Here is a 22,675-nt window from a genome sequence, read left to right as displayed (position 1 = left end):
TCCAGCAACTCGCCAACAGAGCTGGCCCGGTCTGGGCCGTTAACTCGCTTGCCTAGCGACGCTCTGCATTCCGGATCGAAATCTGGTCGTTCAGCGTCCAGAAGTCATACAAAACCCCCAGCAGGACGAAGCCGCCAGTCAGCAGATACAGCACGCCGGTGATCCATTTCCCTTGATACATCCGGTGCACGCCAAACACCCCCAGAAACGTCAGCAAAATCCAGGCGACGCTGTAGTCCGTAGGCCCTGCGTGAAAGCGCATATCCGCTTCGCGATCCATTGAAGGGATGAGAAACAGGTCGATCAACCAGCCGATCCCCAACAGCCCGAAGGTCAGGAACCAAATCGTTCCGGTTACCGGCTTGCCATAGTAGAAACGGTGGGAGCCGGTAAACCCGACGATCCACAGCACGTATCCCATGACGACGCTGTGGGTGTTCGGACGCTGCCCATCAGGGTAATAGGTGTTCATTGGGTACCTCTTATGCACCGATAGAAAAAAATAAGCGTAACGTTTGTGACTTTGTTGGCACCGTCCGACGTATGGTTTGAACGACTTCGCATTCGTGCAACCCCTTGTTCTACAAGGCGCCCAACACACTCATGTGACACTTTTACCGTTGATGCTGACCTGCAGGGCAGTAAATTGTTCGACAAATGGGATCAGTCCGCTCGAAAAAGCTGTTATAAAGTTGCGCGCTGACCAACATGAGCCCTGCCTAATGCGTCCATTTTTAAAGACATGGCTGACTATTTGTCTATTTATGCCACTGGCCGCCCACGCCACCAATCGTGAGCAACCTCTCCCTTCGAGCTTTACGGGCTTCACTGCAAAATCCGAGTCACCGGATACCGTAACGCGCAACATTGCCGCTCAACGCGCGGCGATGGCTGCACTGGAAGAGACCGCAACCCCGCTTGCATCGTCGAGCAAGAAAATCCGAGCGCCCAAGGGCAACAAGTCCCAGAGCTCTCGCAAGATTTCCAAGAACACGGTTGCGCTGGCCGCAGCCGGCCCTGCGGGCAGCAAACAAAGCAGCAACGTGGTCAACCGGGCGGTAAAAGCCATCGGCACCCCGTATCGCTGGGGCGGAACCAGCCCGACCAAAGGCTTCGATTGCAGCGGCCTGGTGAAATACGCGTTCAATGACGTGAGCGAAGTGGATTTGCCTCGCACCTCCAACGCCATGGCTGAAGGCCATGGGCAAAAGGTCGATCGCAAAGATCTGAAACCGGGCGACTTGCTGTTCTTCAATATCAAGAGCCGCAAAGTGAACCACGTCGCGATTTATCTCGGGGACGGCCAGTTCGTACATGCGCCACGTCGCGGAAAGGCGGTGACCATCGACACGCTGAACAAGCCCTATTGGGACAGTCATTACGTGATCGCCAAGCGTGTGCTGCCCAAACAGCCACCGAGTCACAAAGGCACCGTGCGAATCGCGCAGCGCTGATTCAAACGCCCTACCGACGTGTTGGGCGTGAGCTCGCCGCGATGGATGACGTCAGCCATTGACATAACCCTTCGCGCGCGAGCCCAGCCCTACAGCCGCACTCGGCGATCGATCGTCAGAAATTGTCCGGCGTTTTGGCTTTCTCGCGAGCACTGTCCCGTGTGATCACGCCTTTGCTGATCAAATCCTTCAAGCACATGTCCAGGGTCTGCATACCTAGCGATCCGCCCGTCTGGATCGCCGAGTACATCTGCGCGACCTTGTCCTCTCGGATCAGGTTACGGATCGCCGAGGTGCCGATCATGATCTCGTGCGCAGCCACTCGACCGCCGCCGACTTTCTTCAGTAGCGCCTGAGAAACGATGGCATGCAGTGACTCCGAGAGCATGGAGCGAATCATCGATTTCTCCTGTGCCGGAAAGACATCCACGATCCGGTCGATACTTTTCGCGGCCGACGTGGTGTGTAGCGTGCCGAACACCAAGTGGCCGGTCTCCGCTGCCGTCAACGCCAGACGGATGGTTTCCAGGTCGCGCAATTCACCCACCAGGATCACGTCCGGGTCTTCCCGCAGCGCCGAGCGCAGCGCTTCGGCAAAGCCATGAGTGTCGCGGTGAACTTCACGCTGGTTGATCAGACTCTTCTTGGACTCGTGGACGAATTCGATCGGGTCTTCGATGGTCAGGATGTGGTGATGCTTGTTGGCGTTCAAGTAGTCGACCATTGCTGCCAGGGTCGTCGACTTGCCTGAACCGGTAGGACCGGTGACCAGTACCAGCCCGCGAGGGACGTCGGCAATCTTCCGAAACACTTCTCCCATGCCCAAGTCTTCCATGCTCAGGACCTTCGAAGGAATGGTTCGGAAAACCGCACCCGCGCCGCGGTTCTGGTTGAAGGCGTTGACACGGAAACGGGCCACGCCGGGCACTTCGAATGAGAAGTCCGTTTCCAGGTCTTCTTCGAAATCCTTGCGTTGACGATCGTTCATGATGTCGTAGATCAGCGCCTGAACTTCTTTCTGGTCCAGCGCTGGCAGGTTGATCCGTCGCACATCGCCGTCCACACGGATCATCGGTGGCAGGCCAGCCGAGAGGTGTAAGTCCGACGCGCCTTGCTTGGCACTGAAGGCAAGCAGCTCGGTAATATCCATACAGCTCCTCATCACATAGAATGCCGCAGACTTTAGCCCTGCTGGCGCAAATCAATGTCCACGATAGCAGAGAACATTTCAACGCTCGCAGAGCGAATCCGCCTTGCCGCGCAGGCCGCGCAACGCGAGCCCGCGTCTGTCGGGCTGCTCGCCGTGAGCAAGACCAAACCGGCCAGTGACCTGCGCCAGGCCTATGCCGCCGGGTTGCGTGACTTTGGCGAAAACTACTTGCAGGAAGCCCTGGGCAAACAGGCCGACTTGAGCGACCTGCCCTTGACCTGGCATTTCATCGGCCCCATCCAGTCGAACAAGACTCGCGCCATCGCCGAGCATTTTGCCTGGGTACACTCCGTGGACCGCCTGAAAATCGCGCAACGCTTGTCCGAACAACGGCCTGCTCACCTGCCCGCGCTCAACATCTGCATTCAAGTGAACGTCAGCGGCGAAGCCAGCAAGTCCGGCTGTTCCCCTGAAGAGTTGCCCGCGTTGGCGCAAGCGATCAGCGTCCTGCCCAATTTGAGATTGCGCGGCTTGATGGCAATTCCCGAACCGACGGAAAACCGCGACGAACAGAACGCTGCCTTCGCAGCGGTACGCAACCTGCAGCAACAACTGAACCTGCCGCTGGACACCCTCTCCATGGGCATGAGCCACGACCTGGAAGCGGCCATCGCACAAGGCGCGACCTGGGTGCGGGTCGGCACGGCCCTCTTCGGTGCGCGCAACTATGCGCAACCCTAACTTTTGCCTCACAGGAAATCGTACATGAGCAAGACTCGTATCGCGTTCATCGGTGCAGGAAACATGGCCGCCAGCCTGATCGGCGGCATGCGCGCCCAGGGCGTCGACGCTGAATTGATCCGCGCCAGCGATCCCGGCGCAGAAACCCGCGAGCGGATCGCCCGGGAGCACGGCATCAGCGTCTTTGCCGACAACGCCGAAGCCATCGAAGGCGCCGACGTGATCCTGCTGGCCGTTAAACCGCAAATGATGAAAGCGGTTTGCGAAGCGCTCAAGCCAGCGCTCAAGCCTCATCAATTGATCGTGTCGATTGCCGCCGGTATTACCTGCGCCAGCATGGAAGCCTGGCTCGGCGAGCAACCACTGGTGCGCTGCATGCCCAATACGCCGGCGCTGTTGCGTCAGGGCGTGAGCGGGCTGTATGCCACGCAGAAAGTGACGCCTGCTCAGCGGCAACAGGCAGAAGCGCTGCTTTCTGCCGTGGGCACCGCGCTCTGGGTGGAGACCGAAGCGCAAATCGACGCCGTGACCGCGGTCTCCGGCAGCGGTCCTGCGTATTTCTTCCTGTTGATCGAGGCCATGACCGCCGCTGGCGTGAAGCTGGGCCTGTCGCCGGAGGTTGCCAAGCAACTGAGCCAGGAAACGGCGCTGGGTGCCGCACGCATGGCCACCACCAGCGATGTCGACGCCGCCGAATTGCGTCGTCGTGTCACCTCGCCTGCGGGCACTACGGAAGCGGCAATCAAATCGTTCCAGGCGGACGGTTTCGAAGCGATCGTCGAAAAGGCCCTCAGCGCCGCTGCGCATCGCTCTGCCGAACTCGCTGAATTGCTGGGCAAATAAGGAGCCATTCATGAATGCACTCACCGGCGCCACGATTTTCGTCATTCAGACGCTGATCAGCCTGTACCTGACCATCGTGTTGTTGCGCTTCGTGCTGCAACTGGTCAAAGCCAATTTCTACAACCCGCTCAGTCAGTTTGCCGTCCGGGCGACGCAACCGTTGCTCAAGCCCATCCGCCGCATCGTTCCAAGCGTTTTTGGGCTGGACACTTCCTCGCTGCTGTTGGCCATCGTGATTCAAGCATTGTTGATGGCCTTCGTCCTGATCATGACCTACGGCACCATCGGCGATGTACCTCATCTGCTGATGTGGGCAATCATCGGGATTACCTCGCTGCTCCTGAAAATCTTCTGGGTTGCGATGATCATCATGGTGATCGTGTCGTGGATCGCTCCGGGCACCCACAACCCTGCCGCCGAGCTGGCCTACCAGATCAGTGAGCCGATCCTGGCGCCGTTTCGCCGTATCGTGCCGAACCTGGGCGGCATGGACATCTCCCCGATCTTCGCCTTCCTGGCCATCCAGGTGGTGCAGTCCTACGTCATGCCGGAGCTGGCCGGTTATGCGGGTATGCCGCAAGAGCTGTGGCGGATGATTTAAGGGGCTGCGACACGTAACCCTGTAGGAGCGCGCTTGCCCGCGATAGCGTCAGATCTGCACCATCTTGACAGCTGACACACCGCAATCGCGGGCAAGCGCGCTCCTACGCCCTTCGGGCAGCGTCAAAAGCACGACCACCGGCGTGTTCAACTGTTTAGTTGGTTGCCGCTCCCCCCTTCGATCTTTAGACTTACGCCTCATTTCAGTGAGAGCAGGGTCGATGTCCACGGTCTTTCCCGAAGATTCTGTCGGTCTGGTCGCGCCGCAGACGGCGCACTTCAACGAGCCCCTGGCTCTGGCCTGCGGCCGCTCGCTGGCCGCCTATGACCTCATCTACGAAACCTATGGTCAACTCAACGCTGCCAGAAGCAACGCGGTGCTGATCTGTCACGCCCTATCCGGTCATCATCATGCGGCTGGCTACCACAGCAGCGAAGATCGCAAACCGGGTTGGTGGGACAGCTGCATCGGCCCGGGCAAACCCATCGACACCCGGAAATTCTTCGTTGTCAGCCTGAACAACCTCGGCGGCTGTAACGGCTCGACCGGGCCAAGCAGCACCAATCCGGAAACCGGCCGCCCCTTCGGCGCCGACTTCCCCGTGCTCACGGTCGAAGACTGGGTGCACAGTCAGGCCCGTCTGGCCGATAGCCTGGGCATCATGCAATGGGCCGCAGTCGTTGGTGGTAGCCTGGGCGGGATGCAGGCGCTGCAATGGACGATCAGCTACCCGGACCGCGTGCGCCATTGCCTGGCCATCGCGTCGGCACCCAAACTGTCCGCTCAGAACATTGCGTTCAACGAAGTCGCCCGCCAGGCCATCCTGACCGACCCCGAGTTCCACGGCGGTTCGTTCCAGGAACAGGGCGTCATCCCCAAGCGCGGCCTGATGCTGGCGCGCATGGTCGGGCATATCACCTACCTGTCCGATGACTCGATGGGCGAGAAATTCGGCCGTGGCCTCAAGAGTGAAAAGCTCAACTACGACTTTCACAGCGTGGAGTTCCAGGTCGAAAGCTACCTGCGGTACCAGGGGGAAGAGTTTTCCGGGCGTTTCGATGCCAACACCTACCTGTTGATGACCAAGGCGCTGGACTATTTCGATCCGGCAGCGAGCTTCAACGACAACCTGGCCGCAACCTTCGCCAATGCCACCGCGAAATTCTGCGTGATGTCCTTCACCACCGACTGGCGCTTCTCCCCTGCCCGCTCCCGCGAGCTGGTGGACGCCCTGATGGCGGCCAAAAAGGATGTCTGCTACCTCGAGATCGATGCCCCGCAAGGCCATGATGCCTTCCTGATGCCGATCCCCCGCTATTTGCAAGCCTTCTCCAGCTACATGAACCGTATTGCACTCTGAGGACACCATGAGAGCCGACCTGGAAATCATCCAAGACTGGATACCGGCAGGCAGCCGCGTGCTCGACCTCGGCTGTGGCGACGGCGAGCTGCTGGCCTGGCTGAGGGACAACAAACACGTCACTGGCTACGGCCTGGAAAACGATGCCGACAATATCGCCCGCTGCGTAGCACGGGGCGTGAACGTCATCGAGCAAGACCTGGACAAGGGCCTGGGCAACTTTGCCAGTGACAGCTTCGACATCGTGGTGATGACTCAGGCCCTGCAAGCCGTGCACTACCCCGACAAGATCCTCGACGAAATGCTGCGTGTCGGCCGCCAGTGCATCATCACCTTCCCGAACTTCGGTCACTGGCGATGCCGCTGGTACCTGGCCAGCAAGGGCCGCATGCCGGTGTCCGAGTTTCTGCCTTATACCTGGTACAACACGCCCAACATTCACTTCTGCACGTTTGCCGACTTCGAAGAGCTGTGTCGCGAGCGCTCGGCGAAGGTCATTGATCGGTTGGCTGTCGATCAGCAGCATCGCCATGGCTGGGCCAGCAAGCTTTGGCCTAATCTGTTGGGTGAGATCGGCATCTATCGGGTCAGCAGCCCCGCTCTGCAGGATCACCGGATCGCCGTGTAAAACCCGACTGCGAAGGAGTCTGATCATGGCGCGTCCGATCCCCCTGCTGGGCCTGTTGATGACGCTGGTCAGTCTGACAAACACACAGGCGGTGGCCGCCGACAGCGCCAGCCCGAACCGCCAGCAAGTGTTCGGCGACCTCACCATCCACTACAACGCCTTCGCCTCAGGGCTCTTGCAACCGGCGATCGCGACTGAGTACGACCTGACTCGCAGCAAGGGTCAGGGCGTCATCAACATCACGGCGGTCAAGGGTGGCAAGACGGTCCCTGCCCGCATCGATGGCACGGTGGCGGATTTGACAGGACGGCAGAAGGTCCTTGATTTCAGGCCGATCGCCGAAAACGGTTCGGTGAACTACCTCGCTCAGTTCGCCGTCGAGCCCGATACGTCAGCGACCTACGTTTTCACGATCAATGTCAACGCGAAGGGTGAACAACCCCATACGCTCAGCTTCACTCAACAGATTTTCTCGGACGAATGATGAATTTTTCGCAGCTCGTACTCGCCAGCCATAACGCCGGCAAACTCAAAGAACTCCAGGCGATGCTCGGAGGCAGCGTGCAACTGCGCTCCATCGGTGAATTCAGCAGCGTCGAACCCGACGAAACAGGGCTGTCGTTCGTGGAGAACGCCATCCTGAAAGCCCGGAATGCCGCGCGCATCTCCGGGTTGCCCGCCCTGGCCGACGACTCGGGCCTGGCGGTCGATTACCTCGGCGGCGCGCCTGGGATCTACTCGGCTCGCTACGCGGACGGCCAAGGCGATGCGGCAAACAATGCCAAGCTGCTCAACGCCCTCGAAGGCGTGCCGGAAGACCAACGGGGTGCGCAGTTCGTATGCGTACTGGCACTGGTTCGCCATGCCGACGATCCACTGCCCATCCTGTGTGAAGGCCTTTGGCACGGTCGAATTCTCACCGCCGCCAGCGGCGAGCACGGTTTTGGCTACGATCCCCTGTTCTGGGTGCCCGAACGCAACCTGTCCAGTGCCGAACTGCCCCCTGCGGACAAAAACCGGATCAGCCACCGCGCCCGCGCCATGGCCATCTTGCGGCAGCGGTTGCAGTTGGATGCGGTAGAGAGATGACCGACGATCCGACTACCCGGCCGCTGATCCTGGGCGCTTCCGGGTTCAGTTCCCAGCCTGCGGGGCATCCTCTGGCCGAGCTGCCGCCGCTTTCGCTGTATATCCACATCCCTTGGTGTGTGCGCAAATGCCCCTATTGTGATTTCAACTCCCACGCCGCCAGTGCCGTGCTGCCTGAAGAGGAATATGTCGACGCGCTGCTGGCGGATCTGGACCTGGAGCTGCCTCACGTTTACGGGCGTGAACTGAGTACGATCTTTTTTGGCGGGGGCACGCCAAGCCTTTTCAGCGCCAATGCCTTGGGGCGCTTGTTGAACGGCGTGGAGCAACGCATTCGTTTCGCTCATGACATCGAAATCACGCTGGAAGCCAACCCTGGAACCTTCGAGCAGGGCAAATTCAGCGCCTATCGCGGCCTGGGCATCAATCGCCTTTCGATTGGTATTCAGAGCTTTCAGGAAGCCAAACTCAAGGCGCTTGGCCGTATTCACAACGGCGACGAGGCTGTGCGCGCAGCAGACATGGCGCGCAAGGCGGGCTTCGATAACTTCAACCTGGATCTGATGCACGGCCTTCCAGACCAGTCCGAGCAGGATGCATTGGGCGACCTGCGCCAGGCCATCGCGCTCGCCCCCACGCATCTCTCTTGGTACCAATTGACGCTGGAGCCCAACACGGTGTTCTGGAATCAGCCGCCCACCCTGCCGGAAGACGACATCCTCTGGGATATTCAGGAGGCCGGCCAGACGTTGTTGCGGGAAAACGGCTACGCGCAGTACGAGGTGTCAGCCTATGCCCAGACCGGACGCGCCGCGCGTCATAACCTAAATTACTGGAGTTTCGGTGATTTCATCGGCATTGGTGCGGGCGCCCACGGCAAGCTCAGCCATCCCGACGGACGCATTTCCCGGACTTGGAAAACCCGACTGCCCAAGGATTATCTCAATCCCGCCAAGCCGTTCCAGGCCGGCGAAAAACGCCTGATGCCGGAAGAAATGCCGTTTGAATTCATGATGAATGCCCTACGCCTGACAAGGGGCGTCGACGCTGCATTATTTCAGCGTCGCACCGGTCTAAGCCTCGATTCGCTCGCCACTGCGCGCCAGCAGGCGGAAGAACGCGGCCTGCTGGAAGCCGATCCAACGCGCCTGGTGGCGACTGCTCGAGGTCAGCTATTCCTCAATGACCTGCTGCAGTACTTTCTTCTTTAAGGCTTAACGTAAAGGAAACTGAATGGACCTCGTACTTGACCTGCTGGCCACCGTCTCACGCTGGAGTCGCAGCAACCTTTCGGAAATCGCTCTGGCGTTGGTGGGGTGCCTGCTGATTTTGTTCGGTGCCGACATTAAAGGCTGGATCGAAGGCCGTTTGAGTAGCTTTGCCGGCGCCTTGCGCGTACCGGTCATGGCCTTGCTTTGCACCCTCGGCAGTGGTGCGGCGCTGATCTATGCCACCCCCTGGGTAGTGCGCGGGCTCAGCCAGTTCAACAACTACAGCCTCGCACCGGTGTTGTTGGTCGTGTTGGTGTTGATCGGGGTGGTTGCCGACCGGAAATAACCTGCGCCGGCCCGTCGAGTTCATGCAGCAGTCGCACCCGCTGTTCCGGCGGGCGCGACTCATCCGTCAGCGGATGCTCTGGATGCTGCCTTTGTTGCCGGTGACCTTCACGTTCACTTTTTTGAAGATGAAGTAATCGTTGACGGTCACTTCATAGCGCGGTGCGACGATCAGATCGGAGCCCGACGACTTCACTGCTTTGTAGGCGGCCGCGGCTTTTGCCCTGGACACCGGATCGGGCAGTGGCAAGCCCAGGCCGCCGCCCGACGCAGCGCCATAGGTCACGCCATCGGCGAATTGATTGTCACCACCCAGGTTCAACCAGCCGAACAGGATGTTGCTGGACGATTCGCCCTGAATGGTTTCACCCACTTTCACATCCGCTTTGAGATCGGTCTTGACCTCGCCAGACAGCGAAGCAGTTGGTTGGCTCATGTTGTAGCTAACGCAGCCGCTCGTCGTTGCGATCAGCGTCGCGACTGCAGCCATTTGCCAGATTGTTCTCATCATCTTTCCCCGTTATCAGCAATAGAATGTGCAACGGCGGGACGATAACGATCCATTGAGGGAAGCGAAGCCAGATGCGGCCGACAAAGCCGTAGTCCAAGATTGAAGAGTCTGAAGGATAAGTCCTACAAGCCCCCAGTGAGCAAGGCCCAGAACGACCGTGGGAGCGGAGCCCATCGCAAGCTGACGGCGCGGCCGACGGAGCTGTCTCGGCTGCACGCTTCGCTCGCGAGAGACTTCGCTCCCACAGGTTGACCGGGCCCCCTCAGGGGAAAGGGGCTGGTCGATCAGGCGATCTTCTCGAACTTCAAATCCCAGACGCCGTGCCCCAAACGCTCGCCACGGCGTTCGAACTTGGTGATCGGGCGCTCCGCAGGGCGCGGTACGCATTTGCCGTCTTCCGCCAGGTTGCGATAGCCCGGTGCGACATTCATCACTTCCAGCATGTATTCGGCATAAGGTTCCCAGTCGGTCGCCATGTGCAGAATACCGCCCGGCTTGAGCTTGCTGCGCACCAGCGCGGCGAACTCGGCTTGCACAATACGGCGCTTGTGATGGCGAGCCTTGTGCCAGGGATCGGGGAAAAACAGCATCAGGCGATCAAGACTGTCGTCGCCAACGCAGCGCTTGAGCACTTCGATGGCATCGCAGTCGTAGACCCGGACGTTCGTCAGGCCTTGAGTCAGCACGCCGTTAAGCAGCGCACCGACGCCAGGGCGATGCACCTCGACGCCGATGAAGTCCTGTTCGGGCGCGGCAGCCGCCATCTCGAGCAGCGAATGCCCCATGCCGAACCCGATCTCCAGCGTGCGGGGTGCAGAGCGCCCGAAGACCTGATCGAAGTCGACCGGGGCGTCGGCCAATGGCAGCACGAACAGCGGCCTGCCCTGATCGAGCCCGCGTTGCTGGCCCTCGGTCATCCGCCCCGCTCGCATCACGAAACTCTTGATGCGCCGATGATGGCTGTCAGCACCCTGTGCTTTGCCGTGTGGGTCATTCATCACTTCCTCGTCCGGAAGTGGGTCAGGCGTTTGCGAATCAATCATCAACAGGCTCTTACTTGATCAGACCATCCAGCGGCGAGGAAGCGCTGGCATAGAGTTTTTTCTGCATACGACCCGCCAGGTAGGCCATGCGGCCCGCGAGGATGGCGTGTTTCATGGCCTCGGCCATCAGGATCGGTTGCTGTGCGTGGGCGATGGCCGAGTTCATCAACACCGCTTCGCAGCCCAATTCCATGGCGATGGTGGCGTCGGAGGCGGTGCCGACACCGGCGTCGACCAATACCGGGACTTTCGACTCTTCAAGAATGATCTGCAGGTTGTAGGGGTTGCAGATACCCAGGCCAGTGCCGATCAGTCCAGCCAATGGCATGACCGCACAGCAGCCGATTTCAGCCAGTTGGCGAGCGATGATCGGATCGTCACTGGTGTAGACCATGACATCGAAGCCGTCCTTGACCAGCGTCTCGGCGGCCTTGAGGGTTTCGATCACGTTAGGGAACAGGGTTTTCTGGTCGGCCAGCACTTCGAGCTTGACCAGATTGTGGCCATCGAGCAGTTCGCGGGCCAGACGGCAGGTGCGTACCGCTTCGATGGCGTCATAGCAGCCAGCAGTGTTCGGCAGGATGGTATAGCGATCCGGCGGCAGCACGTCGAGCAGGTTCGGCTCACCGGGATTCTGGCCCAGATTGGTCCGACGCACCGCTACGGTGACGATCTCGGCACCCGACGCCTCGATCGCCAGACGGGTTTCTTCCATGTCCTTGTACTTGCCAGTGCCGACCAACAGGCGCGACTGAAAAGTCCGACCGGCCACGGTAAACGGCTTGTCGCTACGAACATTGCTCATCGGAAATCCTCTTTAGGGTTGAGGTTCTTGCAGTTCTTCTGGGCCAGGGGAGACCGCAGGGCGTGAAGGCCTAGCCGCCACCAATGGCATGCACCACTTCGACGTGATCGCCTTCGCTGAGCGTCGTGGATGCATGCTGGCTGCGCGGTACGATATCCAGATTCAGCTCGACCGCGATTCGACGCCCGACCAGGTCCAGGCGGCTCAGCAATGCCGCCACGGTCTCGCCGTCGGGCAGTTCGTAGGATTCACCGTTCAACTGAATGCGCATGCGAAGGCAGCCATCATTTTAGGGGGCGTGCATTCTAGCCCGATCGGTCGGGATGACCAAGGCACAGCACGGCCATTCGTCTCGGCGGGCTGCTGAATGTGCCGTCGGTGCACACGCTCAACCGGCGTTGCACACCTGCCTTGTCACAATGTATCTACACCCAGCCGCCAAGCCGTCCAACCCAGAATGAACCAGCCAATGAGGAAACACAGGCCACCGATTGGCGTGATGATGCCCAGCTTGCTCACGCCGGTCAGCGTCATGAGGTACAGGCTGCCGGAGAACAGGAGGATGCCCAGGGTAAAGGCAATACCTGCATAACTGACCAGCCGACCTTGAATCTGCATGGCGAGGAGCGCTACGCCAAAGATCGCCAAGGCATGGATCAACTGATACAGCACCCCGGTCTGGAAAATAGCCAGGTATTCCGGCGTAAGACGGTTTTTCAGGCCATGAGCGGCGAAAGCGCCAAGCCCCACACCGGTGAATCCAAAGAAAGCCGCCAACATCAGAAAGGTTCGAAGCATGTGTAACTCCAGGTTCAATGGCGCGTGATCTGTATAATGGCTCGCTCAACGGGTTCGGCCAAGCCATCTCTATGCTGCGTTTTCTTCTTCGTCGTATCGCCAAAGGCCTGCTCTGGTTCGCAGCGGCCAGTGTCGTGCTGGTTCTGATATTTCGCTGGGTGCCACCGCCCTTCACCGCGCTGATGGTCGAACGCAAGATCGAATCCTGGTTCGACGGTCAGTCCATTGACCTGCAGCGCGACTGGGAACCTTGGGAGAGAATCTCCGATGACCTGAAAGTCGCGGTCATCGCTGGCGAAGACCAGAAATTCGCCGAGCACTGGGGGTTCGATATCGACGCCATCCAGGCCGCGCTGGTTCACAACGAACGGGGTGGCTCGATTCGCGGGGCCAGTACGCTGAGCCAGCAAGTCGCTAAAAACCTGTTTCTATGGTCAGGCCGCAGTTATTTCCGTAAGGGGCTGGAAGCCTGGTTCACGGCGCTTATCGAGCTGTTCTGGTCCAAACAGCGAATTTTGGAGGTTTATGTCAACAGCGTAGAGTGGGATGACGGGGTCTTCGGCGCCCAGGCTGCTGCCGAGCACCACTTTCACATCAATGCCAGCCAACTCTCGCTACAGCAGGCCAGCTACTTGGCTGCCGTGCTACCCAACCCTAGAGAGTGGAGCGCAAGCAATCCCAGCAGCTACGTGTCCCGCCGTGCCGGGTGGATCCGTCAACAGATGCGCCAGTTGGGTGGGGACGAGTATCTGCTGGGGCTGAATCACCGTCGCCAATGGTGAGCCAGCCCCTGTACCCGCCCTTGAAACGAAAACGCCCCGATCATCTCGGGGCGTTTTGCAGAGCGGCTTACGATTATGCAGCAATCGACGATTTGAGCTTGTTCATGGCGCTCTTCTCGAGCTGACGAATACGCTCGGCGGACACGTTGTACTTCTCTGCCAAATCGTGCAGCGTCGCCTTCTCTTCAGCCAACCAGCGCTGGTAGAGAATGTCTCGGCTGCGCTCATCGAGCACACTAAGCGCCTCATGAAGATTGGCCGTCGAACTGTCGGACCAGTCGGCATCTTCCAATTGACGCGCCGGGTCGTAGCGATGGTCTTCAAGGTAGTTGGCTGGCGACTGAAACGCGCTGTCGTCGTCCGCTTCCGCAGCGGGGTCAAAGGCCATGTCCTGGCCCGTCAGGCGACTTTCCATTTCGCGCACCTCACGGGGCTCTACGCCTAGGCTTTCTGCCACGCGATGCACTTCATCGTTGTTCAACCAGGCCAGACGTTTCTTCTGGCTGCGCAGGTTGAAGAACAGCTTGCGCTGAGCCTTTGTGGTCGCGACTTTCACGATACGCCAGTTGCGCAGAATGAACTCGTGAATCTCAGCCTTGATCCAGTGCACTGCGAACGACACCAGACGCACCCCCATTTCGGGGTTGAAGCGCTTGACGGCCTTCATCAGGCCGACGTTACCTTCCTGGATCAGGTCTGCCTGAGCCAAGCCATAACCGGAATAGCTGCGTGCGATGTGCACGACAAAACGCAGGTGGGCGAGCACCATCTGCCGAGCCGCCCCTAGATCCTGCTCATAATAGAGACTCTCGGCCAGTTCACGCTCCTGCTCGGGTGTCAGCAGTGGAATGCTGTTCACCGTATGCACATAGGCTTCCAGGTTCGCACCCGGGACCAAGGCATAAGCAGGTTGCAAAGAAGTGGTCATACGAAAAAACCTCCTACACATGACTCGTGCAGTTCAGCACTGCGAAATTGACCGGGAACCGCGAAACAAGTTCCCATAAGCTGAAAAGTCAATAGGTGAAACAAAATTTACTATGGACACCTTACCTCAACATTAAAACTCATCGCGGAGCCAGCTCTCTCAAGTGACGCGCGACGGCGATCCACGCACCGATATACCCCAACAACACCGCCCCTAGCAAGAGCGAAAACCCGTCGGCGACCGGCACACCGGCGAGGGAGAAATTACTGCCGTAGAGCCCAGCCAACCGAATGACCGCATCGTTGAGCCAATCCAGGCCGAAGGCCAGTATGCCCCACGAGAAAATCCCCGCGCCGAACCCGTACAACGCGCCCATATAAAGGAAGGGGCGCCGTACATAACTGTCCGTACCGCCTACTAGTTTAATGACTTCTATCTCGGTGCGGCGGTTCTCGATATGAAGACGAATGGTATTGCCTATCACCAGAAGCAATGCAACGACGAGCAAAACCGTCAGGCCGAACACAAAGCGGTCGCCCAGCTTCAGAATTGCCGCAAGCCGCTCCACCCAGACCAGGTCCAGCTGCGCCTGCTGCACCTTCGGCAATTCGGCGAGTTGGGTACGTAACGCCTCTAGCGCGGCCTTGTCCACTTCAAGCGGAGTCACCAACACCACACCGGGCAGCGGGTTTTCCGGCAACTCCTTGAGGGCCTCGCCAAGGCCCGACTGCTGCTGGAATTCGCTCAGCGCCTGATCGCGAGAGATGTACTCCGCATCGGCAACGCCGTTCATCTGCTTGATCCTGCTGACCAGACTTTGCCCCTCGGTAGGCGACGCATCCAGTTGCATATAAAGCGATATTTGCGCTGCACGCTGCCAGGATCCGCCAAGGCGTTCGACATTGCTCAGCAGTAACGAGAGGCCCATCGGCAGGCTCAACGCAACGGCCATCACCAGGCAGGTGAAAAAACTGCCGATCGGCTGCTTGCCCAACCGGCGAAGGCTGTCGGCCAGACTCGAACGATGAGCCTCGATCCAGGCGCTGAACAACTCGCCGAAGCTGGGTCCGTCATCATCGTCGTGCCGCTTCTTTTTTTTCTGCTTCTGCGGGCCCGGCTCCGTGGCCTTGGGCGCCACACGCTCGGAAACCTTGGGGCTGCGAGTAGCGCTCATACACCCGCCTCCCCGTCGCCGATCAATCGACCGCGTTGCAGGGTGAGCATCCGATGGCGCATGCGGGCAATCAGGGCGAGGTCGTGACTGGCGATCAGCACGCTCGTCCCCAACCGGTTGATGTCTTCGAATACGCCCATGATTTCAGCCGCCAGACGTGGGTCAAGGTTACCGGTGGGCTCATCCGCCAACAGCAGGGCTGGGCGGTGAACGATGGCGCGCGCAATGCCGACGCGCTGCTGCTGACCGGTGGACAGGTCCCCTGGGTACAGCTCGGCCTTGTCGGAGAGTGCGACCCGTTCAAGCGCCGAATCCACACGTTTGGTGACTTCAGCCTTGGACAGGCCGAGGATCTGCAGCGGCAGTGCAACGTTGTTGAACACCGTGCGATCGAACAGCAACTGGTGGTTCTGAAACACCACGCCGATCTGCCGGCGCAGGAAAGGGATCTGCGCATTGCTGATTTGCCCCAGATCTTGCCCGGCCAACAACAACTTGCCCGACGTGGGGCGCTCCATGGCCAATAGCAGGCGAAGCAGGGTGCTTTTGCCAGCGCCCGAATGACCGGTGACAAACAGGAACTCGCCCCTACGCACTCGAAAGCTCAGCTCATGCAAGCCGACGTGCCCGTTCGGATAGCGCTTGCCGACCTGTTCGAAACGAATCATGTGCGCTCCCGCTCGGCAAAAAGTGCCTGAACAAAGGGTTCGGCTTCGAAGGTCCGCAAATCGTCGATGCCCTCGCCTACCCCGATATAACGGATCGGCAGCCCGAATTGCTTGGCCAGCGCGAAGATCACCCCGCCCTTGGCAGTCCCATCGAGCTTTGTCAGCGCCAGCCCTGTGAGGTTGACGGTCTGGTTGAACTGCTTGGCCTGGTTGATGGCGTTCTGACCGGTCCCCGCGTCCAGCACCAACAGCACTTCATGGGGGGCCGCTTCATCCAGCTTGCCGATTACGCGGCGTACCTTCTTCAGCTCTTCCATCAAGTTGTCTTTGGTATGGAGACGGCCTGCGGTATCGGCGATCAACACGTCGATGCCGCGGGCCTTGGCCGCCTGAACCGCATCGAAAATGACCGACGCCGAATCGGCCCCTGTGTGCTGGGCAATGACCGGGATCTTGTTGCGCTCGCCCCAGACCTGCAACTGCTCCACCGCTGCGGCACGGAAGGTATCGCCCGCCGCAAGCATGACCTTCTTGCCCTCAAGCTGCAGCTTCTTGGCGAGCTTGCCAATGGTCGTGGTCTTGCCCGCGCCATTGACACCGACGACCAGGATCACGAACGGCTTGTGGTCAGCGGCGATCACCAGCGGAGCCTCCACCGGCTTGAGCATTTCGGTCAGCTCGCTTTGCAGGGATTTGTAGAGCGCGTCGCTGTCGGTGAGTTGTTTACGCGCCACTTTCTGCGTCAAGTTCCGCACGATCAGCGACGTTGCCTCGACACCTACATCCGCGGTGAGCAGGCGGGTTTCCAACTCGTCCAGCATGTCGTCGTCGATGGCTTTCTTGCCAAGGAAGAGACTGGCCATACCTTCGCCGAGACTGGCGCTGGTCTTGGACAACCCTTGCTTGAGGCGGGCGAAGAAGCCCGGCTGCCTGGGCTCGACAGCCTGGGCTGGCGAAGGGCCCGATGGCTCGGCGACGACCGGGGCCTGCGGCGCCTCGACACGCGGTGCTGGAACGGGCGCGGGCGGCGTCAGCCCTGGCAGGTCATTGCCAGCGACAGGATCGGGCAGCGCAACAGGCACTGGCTCGATGGACGGCGGTACGGCTTCAACCGAAGGTGACACAGGGGGCGCGACAGGTGTCGGCACGTGCGACGCAGTGTGCGTCGGAATCTCAGGCGTCACATGGGGTTCATTTTCATCGGTCAGCGCAACAGGCTCTTCAGCGACGGGCAACTTCAGCCAGGGCTCGGCAGCGGGCGGTGTGTCGACAGCATGCTCAGGCGCAGGGGCGATGAAGGTTGGCGCAGCGGAGCTGGCGGGCGGGATGGCCGGAGGGGTGTGCGGATCCGCAGCGGGCGAGGTCGGTTCGATGGCGGTCTCGGGCGCTGAAACGGGTAAATCTTTCGGCTGATCGGCCACGGGTTCCTGCGGCTTCTTGCGCAGCCATCCGAACAGGCCTTTTTTCTCGCCAGCCGGGGCTGGCGTCTTCTTGTCGTCGTTGGAACCAAACATGGAGGACGCTTATCTCAAGGTCGCGACGCGCCAGACCGGCGCCTCTGAAAATTCTGTATGCGAAACAGACTGTAATAGAGCCCGCTTGTTCAGCAAGGGCTCTGCCGTTTACGCCATTTAAGCATCGCCTTCCTGCTTAAGACGAAGAGTCCTACGTCACAGCCATGGTCGTCGAGCAAACTGGCCGCTATCCTAGGGCGTGTCATCACATATTTCCACCGCCGCGTGGGTGCCTCAAAGCGCACCAGACCGGGCCCTTGCCTCAGGGAATGTGCGTTTCCTCGCCAGGAACCGAGACGAAGCTTAGCGAGTTTCCAGGCATTAACCCGGCAGGCCGGGGCCGGAAATTCACAGGGCTGCGTCGCTCGTCTGGATGCTCAAATCTCCCCGCACGCGTTGCCTTGGGACATTTCGGCCTCCGGCTCGGCGGTGGAAGTATGTGATGATACGCCCTAACTCCCGCGCCCGCCGACGCCAAGTTCATGCAGGCCGCCTCGAAGGTTCAATTGACGAATGAATGCCCTTGCCCGCCGTGCCGCAGGCTTTTTGCTCGGTACCTTGTGTCTGCCCCTTGTCGCTGTAGCCGCCGATCCTCAATCCACCACTGAATTCACGCTGGAAAACGGCCTTAAATTGGTCGTGCGCGAAGACCATCGTGCGCCGGTCGTCGTATCGCAGGTCTGGTACAAGGTCGGCTCCAGCTACGAGACGCCCGGCCAGACCGGCCTTTCCCACGCGCTTGAACACATGATGTTCAAAGGCAGCGCCAAGGCAGGCCCGGGCGAAGCCTCACTGATCCTGCGCGACCTGGGCGCTGAAGAGAACGCGTTCACCAGCGATGACTACACCGCCTACTACCAGGTTCTGGCCCGCGATCGACTGAGCGTGGCCTTCGAGCTGGAGGCGGATCGAATGGCCAGCCTGCGCCTGCCGCCCGAAGAGTTCGCGCGAGAGATCGAGGTCATCAAGGAAGAGCGCCGCCTGCGCACCGATGACAAGCCCAACGCCAAGGCTTACGAGCGCTTCAAGGCCATCGCCTACCCTGCCAGCGGTTATCACACGCCGACCATTGGCTGGATGGCGGACCTGGACCGCATGAAAGTCGAAGAGCTGCGTCACTGGTACGAGTCCTGGTACGTGCCGAACAACGCCACCCTGGTGGTGGTCGGAGACGTCCAACCGAGCGAAGTCAAAGCGCTGGCCGAACGCTTCTTCGGGCCCATCCCCCGACGCGACGTGCCGCCCTCCAAGAAGCCTCTCGAGCTACCGGAGCCCGGCCTTCGTCAGATCACCGTACATGTCGCCACGCAGATGCCGAGCCTGATGTACGGTTTTAACGTGCCGAGCCTGGCCACGGCCACCGATCCACAGTCGGTGAACGCGCTACGGCTGATCTCTGCGCTGCTGGATGGTGGTTACAGTGCCCGCATTCCGTCGAAACTCGAACGTGGCGAGGAACTGGTGACCGGCGCTTCCTCGAACTATGACGCCTATACCCGAGGCGACAGCCTGTTTACCCTCAGCGCTACTCCGAACATGCAAAAGAAGAAAACCCTGGCGGATGTCGAAGCCGGTATCTGGCGATTGCTCGACGAATTGAAGACCAAGCCGCCGACCCAGGCCGAACTGGAGCGGGTTCGTGCCCAGGTGATCGCGGGGCTCGTCTACGAACGTGATTCCATCACCAGCCAGGCCAGCACCATCGGCGAACTGGAAACAGTCGGCCTCTCCTGGCGGCTGATGGATGGTGAGCTGGCGGCGTTGCAAAGCGTCACGCCCGAAGACATCCAGAAGGCCGCACGCACCTATTTCACTCGCGAACGCCTTGCCGTTGCGCATGTATTGCCTGAGGAGAAAGCGCAATGATCCGGCGCATCGAGAAACGTTCTGTGCGTACGCGGGCTGTTGCGCTGCTATTGACGTCCGTTGGCCTGTTCGGCCCGATGTCTGCGACGGCGGAGACCTCCACTGAAGCGCCCAAAGCCATCGACAAGGCCGCCAATACGCTGGAATCCCTGAAGGAGCTCGACGGCAAGGCGCCCGCACGACGCTCGCTGGATATTCAATCGTGGACAACCGCCGAGGGCGCGCGAGTGCTCTTCGTCGAAGCGCATGAGCTGCCGATGTTCGACATGCGCGTGCTGTTCGCCGCAGGCAGCAGCCAGGACGGCGCGACGCCAGGCATCGCAATGATCACCAATGCCATGCTCAACGAAGGCGTCAAGGGCAAGGATGTCAGCGCCATTGCCGCCGGCTTCGAAGACCTTGGCGCAGACTTCGGCAACGGATCCTACCGCGACATGGCCCTTGCCTCGTTACGCAGCCTGAGCGCACCGGACAAACGCGAACCAGCGCTCAAACTCTTTTCTGAAGTAGTCGGCAAACCGACGTTTCCTTCCGACTCACTGGCCCGCATCAAAAACCAGTTGCTGGCCAGTTTCGAATACCAGAAGCAAAACCCGGGCAAACTGGCGGGCGATGAGCTCTTCAAGCGCCTCTATGGTGAACACCCCTACGCGCACCCGAGCATGGGCACTGCCAAAACCGTCACCCCCATTACCCTCGCTCAGTTGAAAGCCTTCCATGCCAAAGCATACGCCGCCGGGAACGCGGTGATTGCGCTGGTCGGAGACCTCTCTCGTCCTGAGGCCGAAGCGGTGGCGGCCCAGGTGTCATCGGCACTGCCGAAAGGCCCTGCGCTTCCGAAAACCGTTGCACCGACGCCACCGAAACCGGGTCAAACCCATATCGAATTCCCATCCAAGCAGACGCACCTGATGCTGGCCGAACTGGGTATCGATCGCGCTGACCCCGATTACGCTGCGCTGTCCTTGGGTAACTCGATTCTCGGCGGTGGTGGATTCGGCAGCCGGTTGATGACCGAAGTGCGGGAGAAGCGAGGCCTGACCTACGGCGTCTCATCGGGCTTCACACCGATGCAGGCAAAAGGTCCGTTCATGATCGGCCTGCAAACCCGTGCCGAGCTGAGCGAAAATACGCTCAATCTGGTCAAGGATGTCACTCGCGACTTCCTCGCCAATGGCCCGACCCAGAAAGAGCTCGACGATGCCAAGCGTGAGCTGGCAGGCAGTTTCCCGCTGTCGACCGCGAGCAACTCGGCAATTGTTGGCCAATTGGGAGCCATTGGCTTCTATAATCTGCCGCTGACATATCTCGAAGATTTCATGACGCAATCCCAAAGCGTCACCGTCGAGCAAATAAAGGCGGTGATGAACAAGCATCTGAATGTGGACAACCTGGTGATCGTGACCGCCGGTCCTACCGTCCTTCAGAAGCCTCTGCCGCCCCCGACCGAAAGACCCGCCGAGCAACCCGTCGGCGTTCCGGAGCACTGATGACCTCGACTTCCAAGCCTCTGCGCGCTCACAAAGGCCCTAAAGTTCATACGGGCCTTGGCCAGTTGCGAATCATTGGCGGTGAATGGCGCAGCCGACGTCTGAGCTTTCCAGACGCCCCCGGCCTTCGCCCTACACCCGACAGGGTGCGAGAAACCCTGTTCAACTGGCTGGCGCCTTATATCGAAGGCGCACGGGTGCTCGATCCCTTTGCGGGAAGCGGCGCGCTGTTCCTCGAAGCCTTGTCGCGGGGCGCGAGCATGGGGTTGGCGTTGGATGCCAATCCCGTGGCCATCTCCAGCCTGCGCGAGCACCTGGGCACCTTGCGCTGCAGCGTTGGCAGGACTCAAGCCGGTGACGCGCTGCGCTACCTGGAAGCCCAACCGGCCGAGGCATTCGACGTGGTATTCCTCGATCCGCCCTTCCATCAGCAACTGCTGGTTCCGGCCTGTACGCTGCTTGAAGAACGCGGCTGGCTGGCGAACGATGCCTGGGTCTACACCGAGAGCGAAACGCCGCCATCGACACTAGGCCTGCCGGGCAATTGGCGGCTGCATCGAGAGAAAAAGACGGGGCAGGTGCACTACGCCTTGTGGGAACGCAGTGGCCACGCCAACTGAAAGCGGCGTGTTCGCGCCGGCATTCGGACTCGGCAACCCTCATTTGCAAACCATGTGGGGGCCGATCTGGCGCAAAATGCCCGCCCTGGAACGGCGTCGCGAACGTATTTGGCTCGACGACGGTGACTTCCTCGATCTGGACTGGCACGGTCCACACGACGCCAAGGTGCCTGTGGTGCTGGTGCTGCATGGTTTGACGGGATCATCCAACTCGCACTATGTCGTCGGGCTTCAGCACGCCATGGAAAAGCATGGGTGGACCAGTGTCGCGTTGAACTGGAGAGGCTGCTCGGGCGAGCCCAATCTGCTGCCTCGCAGCTATCACTCGGGCGTCAGCGATGACCTGGCAGCCGTTATCGCTCACCTGCGCAGGGCCCGCCCGCTGGCGCCGCTGTATGCGGTGGGGTACTCAATGGGCGGCAATATCCTGCTCAAGCATCTGGGTGAGTCAGGGTTCGAGAGCCAACTGCAGGGCGCCGCGGCAGTGTCGGTACCTTTCCGGTTGGATGAGTGCGCGGACCGCATCGGCCTGGGTTTTTCCAAGGTCTATCAACGCCATTTCATGCGTGAAATGGTGGGGTACATCAAGGACAAGCAGCGTCGGTTCCAGCATGAAGGCATGAACGACGGGTTGTCAGCCCTCGCCGCACTGGGCTCGCTGGATAACCTGCGGACGTTTTGGGAGTTCGACGGCAGGGTAACCGCCCCACTGAATGGATTTGACGACGCGCAGGATTACTACCGCAAAGCCTCCAGCCGCTATTATCTCGGGGCCATCCGCACCCCGACATTGCTGGTGCAATCCGCAGATGACCCTTTCGTGTTCCAGCACAGCCTTCCCGCACTCGACGAACTGTCACCGAGCACCCGTTTCGATCTTCAGCATCGAGGCGGCCATGTAGGCTTCGTCGGGGGAACGCTCAGAAAGCCGGTTTATTACCTGGAGCAGTGCATTCCTCAGTGGCTGGTGGATGTGCATGGCTCCGCCGGGGCAGCTTGAAGCTTCAGCGCCTTGCCCGTTGCAAGATCGTTCAAGACAGGAGGCCTGCACAGG

At 60.1% G+C, this 22,675-nt stretch carries 26 protein-coding genes; 15 read left to right on the top strand and 11 right to left on the bottom strand.

Features of this window, described 5'->3' with window-relative positions; all coding sequences use genetic code 11:
- Window positions 1–52: 52 nt before the first annotated feature.
- Window positions 53–472, bottom strand: coding sequence for a TM2 domain-containing protein (locus N5D61_RS13120; RefSeq protein WP_108237675.1), 420 nt, complete (start codon window positions 470–472; stop codon window positions 53–55).
- Window positions 473–722: 250 nt separating this feature from the next.
- Between N5D61_RS13120 and N5D61_RS13115 the strand changes: the two genes are divergently transcribed.
- Window positions 723–1,454 (top strand): C40 family peptidase, encoded by a 732-nt coding sequence (locus N5D61_RS13115; protein WP_279893151.1) that lies wholly within the window; start codon window positions 723–725, stop codon window positions 1,452–1,454.
- 115 nt (window positions 1,455–1,569) lie between these two features.
- Here the strand turns inward: N5D61_RS13115 and N5D61_RS13110 are convergent, their stop codons facing one another.
- The gene (locus tag N5D61_RS13110) at window positions 1,570–2,604 is read right to left on the bottom strand and encodes a type IV pilus twitching motility protein PilT (RefSeq protein WP_108237673.1); all 1,035 of its coding nucleotides are present in this window, start codon (window positions 2,602–2,604) and stop codon (window positions 1,570–1,572) included.
- Window positions 2,605–2,658: 54 nt separating this feature from the next.
- On the opposite strand from N5D61_RS13110, the gene N5D61_RS13105 reads away from it, so the two are divergent.
- From N5D61_RS13105 to N5D61_RS13065, 9 genes are all read left to right on the top strand, one after another.
- Window positions 2,659–3,345, top strand: a complete 687-nt coding sequence (locus tag N5D61_RS13105) for a YggS family pyridoxal phosphate-dependent enzyme (protein WP_279893149.1) — start codon at window positions 2,659–2,661, stop codon at window positions 3,343–3,345.
- Window positions 3,346–3,369: 24 nt separating this feature from the next.
- Window positions 3,370–4,188: a pyrroline-5-carboxylate reductase gene (gene proC / locus N5D61_RS13100; protein ID WP_279893148.1), complete on the top strand. Its 819-nt coding sequence runs from the start codon at window positions 3,370–3,372 to the stop codon at window positions 4,186–4,188.
- 10 nt (window positions 4,189–4,198) lie between these two features.
- Entirely contained in the window at window positions 4,199–4,789 is a 591-nt protein-coding gene (locus tag N5D61_RS13095) for a YggT family protein (protein WP_108237670.1), read from the top strand.
- A gap of 220 nt (window positions 4,790–5,009) precedes the next feature.
- Entirely contained in the window at window positions 5,010–6,149 is a 1,140-nt protein-coding gene (locus N5D61_RS13090; RefSeq protein ID WP_108237669.1) for a homoserine O-acetyltransferase, read from the top strand.
- Window positions 6,150–6,156: 7 nt separating this feature from the next.
- Window positions 6,157–6,777 (top strand): methionine biosynthesis protein MetW, encoded by a 621-nt coding sequence (gene metW, locus N5D61_RS13085; protein ID WP_108237668.1) that lies wholly within the window; start codon window positions 6,157–6,159, stop codon window positions 6,775–6,777.
- A 25-nt stretch (window positions 6,778–6,802) separates the two neighbouring features.
- A complete protein-coding gene (locus tag N5D61_RS13080) occupies window positions 6,803–7,261 on the top strand; it encodes a DUF4426 domain-containing protein (protein ID WP_256601246.1) in 459 nt (152 codons plus the stop codon).
- The gene (rdgB, locus tag N5D61_RS13075; RefSeq protein ID WP_108237667.1) at window positions 7,258–7,866 is read left to right on the top strand and encodes an RdgB/HAM1 family non-canonical purine NTP pyrophosphatase; all 609 of its coding nucleotides are present in this window, start codon (window positions 7,258–7,260) and stop codon (window positions 7,864–7,866) included. The genes N5D61_RS13080 and rdgB overlap by 4 nt, the downstream gene beginning before the upstream one ends.
- Entirely contained in the window at window positions 7,863–9,077 is a 1,215-nt protein-coding gene (gene hemW / locus N5D61_RS13070) for a radical SAM family heme chaperone HemW (RefSeq protein WP_279893147.1), read from the top strand. The genes rdgB and hemW overlap by 4 nt, the downstream gene beginning before the upstream one ends.
- A 22-nt stretch (window positions 9,078–9,099) precedes the next feature.
- The gene (locus N5D61_RS13065) at window positions 9,100–9,423 is read left to right on the top strand and encodes a DUF3392 domain-containing protein (protein ID WP_108237665.1); all 324 of its coding nucleotides are present in this window, start codon (window positions 9,100–9,102) and stop codon (window positions 9,421–9,423) included.
- 66 nt (window positions 9,424–9,489) lie between these two features.
- Here the strand turns inward: N5D61_RS13065 and N5D61_RS13060 are convergent, their stop codons facing one another.
- The 5 genes from N5D61_RS13060 to N5D61_RS13040 form a co-directional block, all read right to left on the bottom strand.
- Complete coding sequence (locus N5D61_RS13060) at window positions 9,490–9,930, bottom strand: hypothetical protein (protein ID WP_108237664.1); 441 nt, start codon at window positions 9,928–9,930, stop codon at window positions 9,490–9,492.
- A 287-nt stretch (window positions 9,931–10,217) separates the two neighbouring features.
- Window positions 10,218–10,931, bottom strand: a complete 714-nt coding sequence (trmB, locus tag N5D61_RS13055) for a tRNA (guanosine(46)-N7)-methyltransferase TrmB (protein WP_177411047.1) — start codon at window positions 10,929–10,931, stop codon at window positions 10,218–10,220.
- A gap of 55 nt (window positions 10,932–10,986) precedes the next feature.
- Complete coding sequence (locus N5D61_RS13050; protein WP_108237662.1) at window positions 10,987–11,781, bottom strand: thiazole synthase; 795 nt, start codon at window positions 11,779–11,781, stop codon at window positions 10,987–10,989.
- Window positions 11,782–11,851: 70 nt separating this feature from the next.
- The gene (thiS, locus tag N5D61_RS13045; protein ID WP_108237661.1) at window positions 11,852–12,052 is read right to left on the bottom strand and encodes a sulfur carrier protein ThiS; all 201 of its coding nucleotides are present in this window, start codon (window positions 12,050–12,052) and stop codon (window positions 11,852–11,854) included.
- Window positions 12,053–12,195: 143 nt separating this feature from the next.
- Window positions 12,196–12,579: a DUF423 domain-containing protein gene (locus N5D61_RS13040; RefSeq protein ID WP_279893145.1), complete on the bottom strand. Its 384-nt coding sequence runs from the start codon at window positions 12,577–12,579 to the stop codon at window positions 12,196–12,198.
- A gap of 71 nt (window positions 12,580–12,650) precedes the next feature.
- Between N5D61_RS13040 and mtgA the strand changes: the two genes are divergently transcribed.
- The gene (gene mtgA / locus N5D61_RS13035) at window positions 12,651–13,361 is read left to right on the top strand and encodes a monofunctional biosynthetic peptidoglycan transglycosylase (RefSeq protein WP_279893143.1); all 711 of its coding nucleotides are present in this window, start codon (window positions 12,651–12,653) and stop codon (window positions 13,359–13,361) included.
- A gap of 73 nt (window positions 13,362–13,434) precedes the next feature.
- On the opposite strand, the gene rpoH is transcribed toward mtgA, so the two are convergent.
- The 4 genes from rpoH to ftsY all read right to left on the bottom strand — a co-directional run bounded on the left by rpoH (window position 13,435) and on the right by ftsY (window position 17,645).
- Window positions 13,435–14,289, bottom strand: a complete 855-nt coding sequence (gene rpoH / locus N5D61_RS13030; protein ID WP_108237659.1) for an RNA polymerase sigma factor RpoH — start codon at window positions 14,287–14,289, stop codon at window positions 13,435–13,437.
- 139 nt (window positions 14,290–14,428) lie between these two features.
- A complete protein-coding gene (ftsX, locus tag N5D61_RS13025; protein ID WP_279893142.1) occupies window positions 14,429–15,463 on the bottom strand; it encodes a permease-like cell division protein FtsX in 1,035 nt (344 codons plus the stop codon).
- Window positions 15,460–16,131: a cell division ATP-binding protein FtsE gene (gene ftsE / locus N5D61_RS13020; RefSeq protein ID WP_108237657.1), complete on the bottom strand. Its 672-nt coding sequence runs from the start codon at window positions 16,129–16,131 to the stop codon at window positions 15,460–15,462. Before ftsE ends, ftsX begins: the two co-directional genes overlap by 4 nt.
- Window positions 16,128–17,645, bottom strand: a complete 1,518-nt coding sequence (ftsY, locus tag N5D61_RS13015) for a signal recognition particle-docking protein FtsY (RefSeq protein ID WP_279893141.1) — start codon at window positions 17,643–17,645, stop codon at window positions 16,128–16,130. The genes ftsE and ftsY overlap by 4 nt, the downstream gene beginning before the upstream one ends.
- A 513-nt stretch (window positions 17,646–18,158) precedes the next feature.
- Here ftsY and N5D61_RS13010 point away from each other — a divergent pair.
- Genes N5D61_RS13010 through N5D61_RS12995 form a run of 4 tightly spaced genes read left to right on the top strand, consistent with a single transcriptional unit; the run spans window position 18,159 to window position 22,621 of the window.
- Window positions 18,159–19,511 (top strand): pitrilysin family protein, encoded by a 1,353-nt coding sequence (locus N5D61_RS13010; protein ID WP_279893140.1) that lies wholly within the window; start codon window positions 18,159–18,161, stop codon window positions 19,509–19,511.
- A complete protein-coding gene (locus N5D61_RS13005) occupies window positions 19,508–21,001 on the top strand; it encodes a pitrilysin family protein (RefSeq protein ID WP_279893139.1) in 1,494 nt (497 codons plus the stop codon). Before N5D61_RS13010 ends, N5D61_RS13005 begins: the two co-directional genes overlap by 4 nt.
- Window positions 21,001–21,621 carry a 16S rRNA (guanine(966)-N(2))-methyltransferase RsmD gene (gene rsmD, locus N5D61_RS13000; RefSeq protein ID WP_108237653.1) on the top strand — a complete coding sequence of 207 codons (621 nt, stop codon included), beginning with the start codon at window positions 21,001–21,003 and terminating at the stop codon, window positions 21,619–21,621. Before N5D61_RS13005 ends, rsmD begins: the two co-directional genes overlap by 1 nt.
- Entirely contained in the window at window positions 21,605–22,621 is a 1,017-nt protein-coding gene (locus N5D61_RS12995; RefSeq protein ID WP_279893137.1) for a hydrolase, read from the top strand. Before rsmD ends, N5D61_RS12995 begins: the two co-directional genes overlap by 17 nt.
- Window positions 22,622–22,675: the final 54 nt, after the last annotated feature.

It is taken from the genome of Pseudomonas sp. GD03842, from assembly GCF_029841165.1.
In the GTDB taxonomy this organism is placed as follows: domain Bacteria; phylum Pseudomonadota; class Gammaproteobacteria; order Pseudomonadales; family Pseudomonadaceae; genus Aquipseudomonas.
The sequence above is the reverse complement of the archived record's forward strand: the minus strand, read 5'-3'. Positions and strand labels throughout refer to the sequence as shown.

What these genes read in the sequence shown, in the direction of transcription:
- N5D61_RS13120 (WP_108237675.1), bottom strand. Translation starts at nt 472, where the DNA reads ATGAACACCTATTACCCTGATGGGCAGCGTCCGAACACCCACAGCGTC.
- N5D61_RS13115 (WP_279893151.1), top strand. Translation starts at nt 723, where the DNA reads ATGCGTCCATTTTTAAAGACATGGCTGACTATTTGTCTATTTATGCCA.
- N5D61_RS13110 (WP_108237673.1), bottom strand. Translation starts at nt 2,604, where the DNA reads ATGGATATTACCGAGCTGCTTGCCTTCAGTGCCAAGCAAGGCGCGTCG.
- N5D61_RS13105 (WP_279893149.1), top strand. Translation starts at nt 2,659, where the DNA reads ATGTCCACGATAGCAGAGAACATTTCAACGCTCGCAGAGCGAATCCGC.
- proC (WP_279893148.1), top strand. Translation starts at nt 3,370, where the DNA reads ATGAGCAAGACTCGTATCGCGTTCATCGGTGCAGGAAACATGGCCGCC.
- N5D61_RS13095 (WP_108237670.1), top strand. Translation starts at nt 4,199, where the DNA reads ATGAATGCACTCACCGGCGCCACGATTTTCGTCATTCAGACGCTGATC.
- N5D61_RS13090 (WP_108237669.1), top strand. Translation starts at nt 5,010, where the DNA reads ATGTCCACGGTCTTTCCCGAAGATTCTGTCGGTCTGGTCGCGCCGCAG.
- metW (WP_108237668.1), top strand. Translation starts at nt 6,157, where the DNA reads ATGAGAGCCGACCTGGAAATCATCCAAGACTGGATACCGGCAGGCAGC.
- N5D61_RS13080 (WP_256601246.1), top strand. Translation starts at nt 6,803, where the DNA reads ATGGCGCGTCCGATCCCCCTGCTGGGCCTGTTGATGACGCTGGTCAGT.
- rdgB (WP_108237667.1), top strand. Translation starts at nt 7,258, where the DNA reads ATGATGAATTTTTCGCAGCTCGTACTCGCCAGCCATAACGCCGGCAAA.
- hemW (WP_279893147.1), top strand. Translation starts at nt 7,863, where the DNA reads ATGACCGACGATCCGACTACCCGGCCGCTGATCCTGGGCGCTTCCGGG.
- N5D61_RS13065 (WP_108237665.1), top strand. Translation starts at nt 9,100, where the DNA reads ATGGACCTCGTACTTGACCTGCTGGCCACCGTCTCACGCTGGAGTCGC.
- N5D61_RS13060 (WP_108237664.1), bottom strand. Translation starts at nt 9,930, where the DNA reads ATGAGAACAATCTGGCAAATGGCTGCAGTCGCGACGCTGATCGCAACG.
- trmB (WP_177411047.1), bottom strand. Translation starts at nt 10,931, where the DNA reads ATGAATGACCCACACGGCAAAGCACAGGGTGCTGACAGCCATCATCGG.
- N5D61_RS13050 (WP_108237662.1), bottom strand. Translation starts at nt 11,781, where the DNA reads ATGAGCAATGTTCGTAGCGACAAGCCGTTTACCGTGGCCGGTCGGACT.
- thiS (WP_108237661.1), bottom strand. Translation starts at nt 12,052, where the DNA reads ATGCGCATTCAGTTGAACGGTGAATCCTACGAACTGCCCGACGGCGAG.
- N5D61_RS13040 (WP_279893145.1), bottom strand. Translation starts at nt 12,579, where the DNA reads ATGCTTCGAACCTTTCTGATGTTGGCGGCTTTCTTTGGATTCACCGGT.
- mtgA (WP_279893143.1), top strand. Translation starts at nt 12,651, where the DNA reads ATGCTGCGTTTTCTTCTTCGTCGTATCGCCAAAGGCCTGCTCTGGTTC.
- rpoH (WP_108237659.1), bottom strand. Translation starts at nt 14,289, where the DNA reads ATGACCACTTCTTTGCAACCTGCTTATGCCTTGGTCCCGGGTGCGAAC.
- ftsX (WP_279893142.1), bottom strand. Translation starts at nt 15,463, where the DNA reads ATGAGCGCTACTCGCAGCCCCAAGGTTTCCGAGCGTGTGGCGCCCAAG.
- ftsE (WP_108237657.1), bottom strand. Translation starts at nt 16,131, where the DNA reads ATGATTCGTTTCGAACAGGTCGGCAAGCGCTATCCGAACGGGCACGTC.
- ftsY (WP_279893141.1), bottom strand. Translation starts at nt 17,645, where the DNA reads ATGTTTGGTTCCAACGACGACAAGAAGACGCCAGCCCCGGCTGGCGAG.
- N5D61_RS13010 (WP_279893140.1), top strand. Translation starts at nt 18,159, where the DNA reads ATGAATGCCCTTGCCCGCCGTGCCGCAGGCTTTTTGCTCGGTACCTTG.
- N5D61_RS13005 (WP_279893139.1), top strand. Translation starts at nt 19,508, where the DNA reads ATGATCCGGCGCATCGAGAAACGTTCTGTGCGTACGCGGGCTGTTGCG.
- rsmD (WP_108237653.1), top strand. Translation starts at nt 21,001, where the DNA reads ATGACCTCGACTTCCAAGCCTCTGCGCGCTCACAAAGGCCCTAAAGTT.